General features: G+C 35.1%; 11 protein-coding genes. 10 read left to right on the forward strand and 1 reads right to left on the reverse strand.

All coding sequences use genetic code 11. From position 1 onward, the window contains the following. The 3 genes from IW492_RS17355 to IW492_RS17365 all read left to right on the forward strand — a co-directional run. Positions 1 to 475: hypothetical protein (locus IW492_RS17355; protein WP_202069308.1), on the forward strand; the 475-nt coding region annotated here is incomplete at its 5' end. Positions 476 to 486: 11 nt separating this feature from the next. Beyond that, entirely contained in the window at positions 487 to 990 is a 504-nt protein-coding gene (locus tag IW492_RS17360) for a hypothetical protein (protein ID WP_202069310.1), read from the forward strand. 256 nt (positions 991 to 1,246) lie between these two features. Then, positions 1,247 to 1,525 (forward strand): hypothetical protein, encoded by a 279-nt coding sequence (locus IW492_RS17365; protein WP_202069312.1) that lies wholly within the window; start codon positions 1,247 to 1,249, stop codon positions 1,523 to 1,525. Positions 1,526 to 1,758: 233 nt separating this feature from the next. Here the strand turns inward: IW492_RS17365 and IW492_RS17370 are convergent, their stop codons facing one another. Further along, positions 1,759 to 2,466 (reverse strand): helix-turn-helix domain-containing protein, encoded by a 708-nt coding sequence (locus IW492_RS17370; RefSeq protein WP_202069313.1) that lies wholly within the window; start codon positions 2,464 to 2,466, stop codon positions 1,759 to 1,761. 349 nt (positions 2,467 to 2,815) lie between these two features. Here IW492_RS17370 and IW492_RS17375 point away from each other — a divergent pair, with 349 nt between their 5' ends. The 7 genes from IW492_RS17375 (at position 2,816) to IW492_RS17405 (ending at position 8,325) form a co-directional block, all read left to right on the forward strand. Beyond that, positions 2,816 to 3,865 carry a replication initiation factor domain-containing protein gene (locus tag IW492_RS17375; RefSeq protein WP_202069314.1) on the forward strand — a complete coding sequence of 350 codons (1,050 nt, stop codon included), beginning with the start codon at positions 2,816 to 2,818 and terminating at the stop codon, positions 3,863 to 3,865. A 188-nt stretch (positions 3,866 to 4,053) separates the two neighbouring features. Further along, a complete protein-coding gene (locus tag IW492_RS17380) occupies positions 4,054 to 5,283 on the forward strand; it encodes an IS110 family transposase (RefSeq protein WP_202069315.1) in 1,230 nt (409 codons plus the stop codon). 143 nt (positions 5,284 to 5,426) lie between these two features. Next, positions 5,427 to 5,795: a deaminase domain-containing protein gene (locus tag IW492_RS17385; RefSeq protein ID WP_202069316.1), complete on the forward strand. Its 369-nt coding sequence runs from the start codon at positions 5,427 to 5,429 to the stop codon at positions 5,793 to 5,795. 13 nt (positions 5,796 to 5,808) lie between these two features. Continuing rightward, positions 5,809 to 6,195, forward strand: coding sequence for a hypothetical protein (locus tag IW492_RS17390; RefSeq protein WP_202069317.1), 387 nt, complete (start codon positions 5,809 to 5,811; stop codon positions 6,193 to 6,195). A gap of 343 nt (positions 6,196 to 6,538) precedes the next feature. Then, complete coding sequence (locus IW492_RS17395; RefSeq protein WP_202069318.1) at positions 6,539 to 7,087, forward strand: hypothetical protein; 549 nt, start codon at positions 6,539 to 6,541, stop codon at positions 7,085 to 7,087. Then, the gene (locus tag IW492_RS17400) at positions 7,066 to 7,929 is read left to right on the forward strand and encodes an HNH/endonuclease VII fold putative polymorphic toxin (protein ID WP_202069319.1); all 864 of its coding nucleotides are present in this window, start codon (positions 7,066 to 7,068) and stop codon (positions 7,927 to 7,929) included. Before IW492_RS17395 ends, IW492_RS17400 begins: the two co-directional genes overlap by 22 nt. A 12-nt stretch (positions 7,930 to 7,941) precedes the next feature. Continuing rightward, positions 7,942 to 8,325 carry an Imm50 family immunity protein gene (locus IW492_RS17405; RefSeq protein ID WP_202069321.1) on the forward strand — a complete coding sequence of 128 codons (384 nt, stop codon included), beginning with the start codon at positions 7,942 to 7,944 and terminating at the stop codon, positions 8,323 to 8,325. Positions 8,326 to 8,837: the final 512 nt, after the last annotated feature.

Below are 8,837 nucleotides of genomic sequence, written 5' to 3' on the forward strand. Positions count from 1 at the left end.
GGAAATGCTGGAGCTGGCAGGTATCCCATCGAGTTATCTTGATGATGCAGCCAGATATGGCGATGACTTAGCGATAAGCGCCAGCAAACATGGGGATGAAGCGGCAAGTGCTGGTAAGAAAGCCAGTGGATCTAAGATCCCTGAAGTTGAGATTAAAAATCCTTTAGGAAAGAACATCAAGAAACACATTTCAAAACATGATTATGAATCATTTAAAAAACAAGCAGATTATCTAACTGATAGTCAATTGGCACAAAAGTTAGAAAAAAACAGTTTTTTCAATCCTGAATGGTCTACTAGTGATATGAATAAGTACGTTGAAATAGCATATAATGATTTGTTAGCACAAGGGAAAACAGGTAAACATGTCTACGAGATAGCGGGAGAAAAAATTACGATTGTTATTAAGAATGATGGAGTTTTGGACACAGCATTTGGAAGTCATAAATTAACAGTAGATGATTTTAGAAAGTAAGGGGCAACATAATGATTAAATTTAAATTTAAAATTTTCACTTCCTATATCGAAGATGATGACGAATTAAAAGGAGAATATGGATATTTCCAGCTTTGTTTGGGTGATAAAACATACGGAGAGTATAGAGAAGATGTTGAATTAGATATATTATCTATGAATATTTATGATTGGTTTAGTAACTTTGCTCAAGCGTGTATATTACTTGAAAATAATAATGTAGTATATATTAGTGATGTAGAGACACCAGAGGTATGGATAAAGATGATGGCTAATAAAGAAAATATTCAAATTAGTGAAATCTATGCGGATAAACCTGAGGGAAGTCATTCAGTTGAAACAGATATAAATTTAGAGGAAAAAAATAGAACGTGGGAAAAAACTGTAAAAGTTCTAGATTTTCAAAGAGAGCTGGTTTTAAAAGGGGAACAATATTTATCAGAACTGAAAAAATTAAATAGCGGAACTAATGAATATATACAAAAATTAGAAATGCAATTAAAAGAAATTAAATAAAAAAGGCACTCTACTATCTGATTGGCGTCGGATAGTAAAGCCTTGACTAGTAAGCGTGAATTCACTAATCAAGTTGCCAGTAGCTAACAAAAAGCTAGCTGTATTTATTGTACAAAAATTCAAAGGACTTTTCTAGTCTTTTTGAATGTTTATTAAGTGTACAGTCAGCTAAATTGTAGACTATTGAAACGGTATTAGTGAGAGAGTAACCACTGATACCGTTTTTTCGTGTATCAAAATTGAAGGAGTGAAGAAAATGATTCAAACAGAAAATAAGCAACCAGTCAAAGAAATTAGTCATCAAGACATTTACAGTTTATATGACAGTTGGGAACAACTTCAATCATGGCAAGAGGTATTACCTGTTCTAGAAAAATTCTTCGAAGATGAAAACAGACACGTAAACAAACAACAAATTGCTAGAAAATACTATGCCTGTTCACAAGTCTTTATGCTGTTTTACTTAGATTTTAGTCAAACCATGCAAAGAATGGAAAAGCAGTTGTTAGAATTACGAAGCAAGAAAAAGGTTTAGAGGTCTTGGAATGCTATTTTGCTAGATTCTGAGGGTGAAGAGAGAAGAATTTAGAAGAACATGTTTTAATGTTACAGCAAACGGTAGGCATGTTATGCTGAAAAAGCCCGAAGAACTAGCCAAAGTATTAGCTATTTTGTGAGTTCCTCGGGCGCTGACAAAAGCACATGCCTACTAATGAAAGTCAATGGCGATGAAATCGACGAAGTGAACCATTTACTTTTATTAGAGTGTTATTCAGCTGGTGGAGTATATTTTTTCATAATCTGTTTAGCAGAATAATAGTTGTACAGTTCTAACAACTCGTTGAAGCTAAATCGGTTAAATTCTTTCAATAGAATATTTTTAGCTTGTTCATCATTCGTAAGTATTTTAGTGTAATGAGTCCCTGTTTCAGGGTTGTATTCCTCTACGTTGATGTGTTCGCCTTGATTTTTTGTTTTAAGAGCAGACTGTATAACATATTGGCTATACTGGAGGAATTGTTCTAATTCAACCTCTATAATAGATTTTGTGATAAGGTCATTTTCCATTAGCTCATTACTAGAAACAGAAAGTGCGTCTGCTATTTTTTCTAGTAACTGCGGAGAAGGTCGTTGGCTACCTTCTTCAAGTCCAGATAATTGAGTAACAGAAATTCCTGTTTTTAAAGCAAGTTCATCAAGAGAAAGCTGTTCTTCCGTTCTTATCCGTTTCAAGTTTCTAGCGAAAGGTAACTGAATGTGAAAATCGCTAGTTTCTTCGTTTCCGTAAAGTTCATTAGCTGAAATATCAAGAGCTTGCATGATTTTTTCTAGCGTTTCAGTTTTAGGGTCAACTAAACCTTTTTCAATTTTCAATAGACCTTGAGCAGTAATACCAATAGTTTTGGCTAATTCTTTTTGTGAAATATTCTTTTTTTTGCGAATAGCGACAATATTTTTTCCGATATGATTGGACAAGTGCTCACCTCATTTGAGTTTTAATTTTATTAGATTAATCTTAACATAAATAAAATTAAATTCCAGTGTAATTGTTCTTGACAAATAAAAAACTTAAGTTTAATATATAGTTGTGTTTAATTAAACTGAAAAACGTCTATGTTTGGTCGTGGTACAATGCGCGCGACGCCACCAAGGCAGGAGCGCAAGCATAAGTGCCAACGACCAAACTGAGCGAAGCTCGTTGGAAGGGCGTAAAGTAACACCGCCCTGACATTTACCAAAATTTGAATAGAAACATTGATTTATCAATACTTACAGCGATTTGAAAAGTGCATTGAAACAGCCAAATTTGAAAGGAGGTGAGAAAATGAAGACAAGTAGAAAAAAGTTATCTGCACTAATTGACTGGTTGACGATTATCTTTGAAGGAACAGACGCCTATACAGTGATAAGAGAGTATCTTGCATTACCAATAGAAATCTTTGAAAAAGATTACAGAGGTATTCAATATAAAGAATACGATACTCGCTATACATTCGGACAATTAGTTCTTTTCAGTATCGAGCAACAACCAGATAAACAAGAGTGCTATCTCACATTAAGTGGTGAAGGTTGCCGACAATTTGAGAAACACTTAGAAAGAAATCACCAAACATGGGAATTATTCTTTAGAAACTGTTTTTCTTATTCAGATTCAGTTGTTCGCATGACACGAATAGATGTTGCGATTGATGATAAGAATGAAGTGCCGTTTTTCACTATCAAAGAATTGTATCAAAAAGCTGAACATGAGTTGTATAAATCGATTAGCCAAACCCATAGTTATACGGACAGTAAATTTTCACTAAATGACGGTGCTAAAACTTTGTATATTGGGGCTCAAAAATCACGTGTCCGTTTTCGTTTCTATGACAAGGACAAAGAACAAGCCATAAAGAAAAAATTACCTATGGACAATTTAAACAGTTGGAAACGTACAGAAATTCAATTAAGAGACGAATACGCCACACAAATGTGTAAACAAATAGCTTTTAGTCAAAAGGACTTAGGCAAGCTAATCTTTGGATTTTTGAAAGAGAATCTGACCTTCTACACTGAAACAGGTGAGTTATTTCGACCATGGGAACGATTTATCGGAAGTGTTGAACCGCTAAAACTAAAAGCAACCAACGAACTCACAACTTTATATGATACACAAAACTGGTTAGAAACAGGTGGTATATTAGCGATTCTCAAAGGATTCAAACTATTAGAAGAAAATAATGCTCTAGGCAGACTTCAATCTGTTGAAGAGCTATTACCCCAAGCATTATTTAGTCGTTCCTTTAGCCAAAAACTCGTGACCCATGTCTCTATGCTCAATCGAGTTGACTTAGTAAAAATGATTCAAGAACAAACAAAAAAAGCAGAATTTTAAACACAAGAAACGAATTTCTTAGATTCAAAACTCTACCCTAGACAAGTTGAGTATACCATAATTTAAGAAATTCTCCAATTCAAGAAATGAGATAGGCTGACGCTTTCTTGCCCACTGCTCGCAATTTTGAGTGTGTAGAGGCTTCAAACCGAGATTGCCACTTGTTGATTGAATAGAACTGGAGGACTATGGATAGAACCAAATACTTGTATATAGGTATGGATATACACAAAGAAACCCATACTGCTGTATTACTGAATTACCTAGAAGAAAAACAAGGTGAAATTACGATCACAAATACCTCACAAGGATTTCATAAACTAGAAAATTATGTATTGAAACAAAAAGGCGAACTAATCCCCATTTTTGGGCTGGAAGATGTGACCCACTACGGCAGAAACCTTTCTATTTTTCTATTAGATAAAGGGTATCCTGTAAAAGAAGTGAATCCCTCTCTTTCCTTTATGGAACGTATGAGCTACGCTAGTACGAAGAAAAATGATAGTTGGGACGCCCAATGTATTAGCGCTGTCCTTATGAGACGTTCCCACCTTTTACCAGATGCAACGCCACAAGATTATTATTGGACAATGCGCCACATTGTGAACCGAAGAAATGCGTTAGTTAAAAGTTTGGGAGGTCTTACACGACAATTTCATGAACAACTACAAGTTGCTTATCCAAACTACAAACAGTTTTTTCATGAATTAACTTGTGCGACTTCACTCGCTTTTTATGAAAGATTCCCCTCACCCAAGCATTTAGAACACGTGTCAGAGGAAGAACTAGGGGCATTTTTACGAATTCCAAGTCATAATATTTGTTCAACGAATCGAGCGAGAAAAATTCTTAATTTAGTGGCACAAGAACAACAGACACCTTTAGACTACCAACAAGAAAGAGATTGCCTTGTTCGAAGTATTGCCCAACAAATTCGCTTTATTTTAAGAGAGGTTTCAAGTATAGAGAAACTTGAAAAGAAAATGTATCGACAATTGGGCTATCAGCTGGAAACCATACCGGGTGTGAATATCGTAACAGCCTGTTCATTAGTCGCTTATATAGGTGATATACATCGTTTTTCTAGTCCACATAAATTAGCGAATTATGCAGGAGTAGCCCCCTTACACTTTGGTTCAGCAGGAAAAGGAAAAGACGTACAGAACAAGTCTCAAGGGAATAGAAACTTATACTCTACGCTGTACTTTTTAGCCATACAACAAATTTATCTCACGAACAAAGGCGAAGCAAGAAATCCAGTGTATCGAGCGTACTTCGAGAAGAAAATATCAGAAGGAAAAACCAAAATACAAGCCTTAATCTGTATCATGCGAAAACTCATTCGAATTATCTATGTGATGATGAAGAAAAAAGTTGCTTATGAACTCCCAGAAATCCAAATAGAACAAGCAAGTTAGAAAATGTGTGTTAGAATATTGATAAACCAATGTTCTAACACATAAACTTAGAAGAATATTTCAGCCCAGAGAAAGCCAGTGGGGCTAGTAAAGCAGAGAAAGCTAACGATTTCCAAAGAAGAGGCGACAATTTAAGAGAGCAAATGCCAAATAAGCGTTTGAGAGAGGATGGAAATGTCGCAATTGCAGATGTACAAATAGATGGATTAAAAAATGAATATGTAGCTCATAGTGGAATTCATGGAGATTCAAGTAAGGGGTATGATTTGGCAGATTTTTCATTTACTAAAGACGAAAAAACGTTAAGATCATATGTGGATGACAGGTTCCCAAGATTTAATGATACAGAAGCTAAAATTTTGGAGGATATCGCTTCAAAAATTGATTTCAGCACTAAAGGAACTATAGATTTGTATACAGAATTACCTACATGTCAAAGTTGTACAAATCTTATCTTAGAATTTAGACATAAATATCCAAATATAACGTTGAATATATTTACTAAATATTAAATTGGAGGAAAAAATGGACGGGAAAAAATATATTGAAGCCAAAGATTGTACATTAGAAATTTATGAAGAATTTAGAAATGAGCAAAAATTTACAGAAAAACAGTCAATAGATGCTACTTTTGAAGAATCAGTAATTCCAATGAGAAAAGATGAGTCAGAGTATGTTTCTGTATTTTTAAATCTTGCTATTTTAAGTTTAAAACAAAAGTTTATACCAGACTATATTTTTGATAGAGTAGAAAAAATAAAGAACATTGATTTAAAAGATTTATCGTCAGATGATCTTTCATGTTATAAAGCAGATTTAAATAATTTTGATAATCTTATTTCACAAGGAGATTTTGAAATTGATAGTGATGAAATATATTCTCTAAGAGTAAATATGCTTTTGGGGGAGTAAAAGAGGCACTATCATATATTGAGAAATTATTCAAATATGAATGAAATAAAAAGGCACTTTACTATCTGATTGGAGTCGGATAGTAAAGCCTTGACTAGTAAGCACGAACTCACTAATCAAGTTGCCAATAGCAAACAAAAGCAAGTTACTAAAATAAATCATATTTTTAGAGCTGAGGATTGTGTAAAACACTGAATAGTGAAAAAGTCCAATAATAACATCTTATTGTTATTGGGGTTTATTCAGTGTGCCTACAGATGAACGAATAAATTTTCTTATAGTTATTTAATGTGTGTTTTTAGTCTGGATTTTAAAGTAGAAAAAAGGGAGCAGGTGAAAGAACATGGGGTCAAGCTACGAGACGCAGGCAGCGTATGCGAGCAGTCAGGCAACCAAGACCAAAGTGACAAGCACTGCACAGGAATGCAGCAATTGGATCACCGAGGCGGATATCTCAGATAGTCAGAAAGAAATCTACCTGAATAACCTATCCAGAAATACCCATGGCAGTATGCCAAGTCGATCATTAGATGAACTGTCCAAGGATACCAGTCTGCATCTGTCCAGTCGTGCAGTTGAATCCATGCAGGTGGTTGAAGGAGCTCAAGTCAGTTGTATGAAAGGAATGACAAGAGACATGCTGGTTTCCACCTCATCGGGTGGACCAAAGGTTGGAGGAAAGCCGGGATTAACAATTAAGGATACAGAAACAGTCCTCGGCACATTTGGTACCTGCAAGAAACAAAGGATGCGGAGAAAAAAGCAAAAAACGAAGGAAAAGATGCACCAGATCCAGTCCCATGTGAACCAGATTTTGAAGATGAATGGTATAATGGAGATGTTGCGACAAAGTTTGTGGACGAAGGAGCATTGCATAAACTGTGTATGTTGACCTGTAAACATGCGGGGGAAAAGGGCAGTGTAATCATAGAAACAAATGGGCAGGGCTCCAGTGCGGATATAATGTTGCAGACAATGGATTTGATGACAGAGCTTTTCCTGTCGGATGCGTACCAATTTTTTACAGGGAGGAATTTTAATACCTACGGGAAACTGACTATAGGAGAACGAGCGTTTTCAGGGTTTATGATAGCACTGGATTTTGTCCCGTTTGGCAAAGTAGTGGATGTGTTGAAGCTGGGAAAATATACAGATGAAGCTATGGACCTGATGCGCAGATATGGAGATAACTTTACAGACCTGATGCGAAAGTACGGGGATGAGTTTTCGGAAATGTTGGGGAAATATAGTGAGGAAATGCTGGAGCTGGCAGGTATCCCATCGAGTTATCTTGATGATGCAGCCAGATATGGCGATGACTTAGCGATAAGCGCCAGCAAGCATGGGGATGAAGCGGCAAGTGCTGGTAAGAAAGCCAGTGGGGCTGTGGATGATGTCATTGATGATGCTTTACCGGGTAGAAATGGTGCTTTAAATCAGGCTAAAAAAGATGCTAATATTCCTAAATCCCAACAACCTGATTCCGTTACCAGTACTCCAATGAGACAGGCTGAATATGAAGGTGGGCATGTCATAAAAGATGCTGATGGAAACATCATTAACACTAGAGAATACAATTATACAAATTCAGATGGTAAGAAAATAACTATTCAGGACCATGGAGCTGGACATGAAAAAGGAGGTCAAGGTCCGCATTTTAATGTTAGACCTTCAGAAAATACTAGAACTGGAAAAGTTGAAGGAACTCTAGAACACTATCCATTCAACAAATAGGAGGATTTTTTAATGTGGTATGACTTGATAAGTAAGACAGAATTTTTGGATAAATTATATAATAATATTCCTATGATAAATAACGTAGATATTTATGAAATAAGACTTCATGATTGTGGTGATAGGATTCTAATTTCATTTAGACTTGATGATATTGTTGATAATGTTCCTGCAAAGTGGAAAATAAAAGAGTATGATATACCTGTTATCAATTTAGAATTATTTGGTATTAGAAGTTTTAGTATGGAAACACATGCAAATTTTTATAAAGCTACTGTAACTATTGCAAAAAGTAATGAGGATTTGATAGTTGTAAAAGGGACGGGGAATTTAAATTTTGAAATTTTAGCAGAAATAGGACTAATTCAAAGTATTGAGGGGGATAAAAAAAGATAGGATTTTTCTTTTAAATTAAATTTATAGTAACATTTTAGTTGAAATATAAATTAAAAAGGCACTTTACTATCTGATTGGCGTTGGATAGTAATGCCTTGATAAGTAAGCACGAACTCACTAATCAAGTTGCCAATAGCTAACAAAAGCATGTTACTAAAATAAATCATATTTTTAGAGTTGAGGATTGTGTAAAACACTGAATAGTGAAAAAGTCCAATAATAACATCTTATTGTTATTGGGGTTTATTCAGTGTATCTTTTTATGGATGAATAAATTTTCTTATAGTTATTTAATATGTATTTTTAGTTTAAATACATAAGTTGGAAAAGGGAGCAGGTGAAAGAACATGGGGTCATCAAGCTACGAAATGCAGGCAGCGTATGCGAGTAGTCAGGCAACCAAGACCAAAGTGACAAGCACTGCACAGGAATGCAGCAATTGGATCACCGAGGCGGATATCTCAGATAGTCAGAAAGAAATCTACCTGAATAACCTATCCAGAAATACCCAT

It is taken from the genome of Enterococcus sp. BWB1-3 (assembly GCF_016745275.1).
Classification (GTDB): Bacteria; Bacillota; Bacilli; order Lactobacillales; family Enterococcaceae; genus Enterococcus_L.

Excerpts from the sequence above, each read along its gene's own strand:
- IW492_RS17380 (WP_202069315.1), top strand. The coding sequence starts at position 4,054 with ATGGATAGAACCAAATACTTGTATATAGGTATGGATATACACAAAGAA.
- IW492_RS17405 (WP_202069321.1), top strand. The coding sequence starts at position 7,942 with ATGTGGTATGACTTGATAAGTAAGACAGAATTTTTGGATAAATTATAT.
- IW492_RS17360 (WP_202069310.1), top strand. The coding sequence starts at position 487 with ATGATTAAATTTAAATTTAAAATTTTCACTTCCTATATCGAAGATGAT.
- IW492_RS17395 (WP_202069318.1), top strand. The coding sequence starts at position 6,539 with ATGGGGTCAAGCTACGAGACGCAGGCAGCGTATGCGAGCAGTCAGGCA.
- IW492_RS17390 (WP_202069317.1), top strand. The coding sequence starts at position 5,809 with ATGGACGGGAAAAAATATATTGAAGCCAAAGATTGTACATTAGAAATT.
- IW492_RS17375 (WP_202069314.1), top strand. The coding sequence starts at position 2,816 with ATGAAGACAAGTAGAAAAAAGTTATCTGCACTAATTGACTGGTTGACG.
- IW492_RS17365 (WP_202069312.1), top strand. The coding sequence starts at position 1,247 with ATGATTCAAACAGAAAATAAGCAACCAGTCAAAGAAATTAGTCATCAA.
- IW492_RS17385 (WP_202069316.1), top strand. The coding sequence starts at position 5,427 with ATGCCAAATAAGCGTTTGAGAGAGGATGGAAATGTCGCAATTGCAGAT.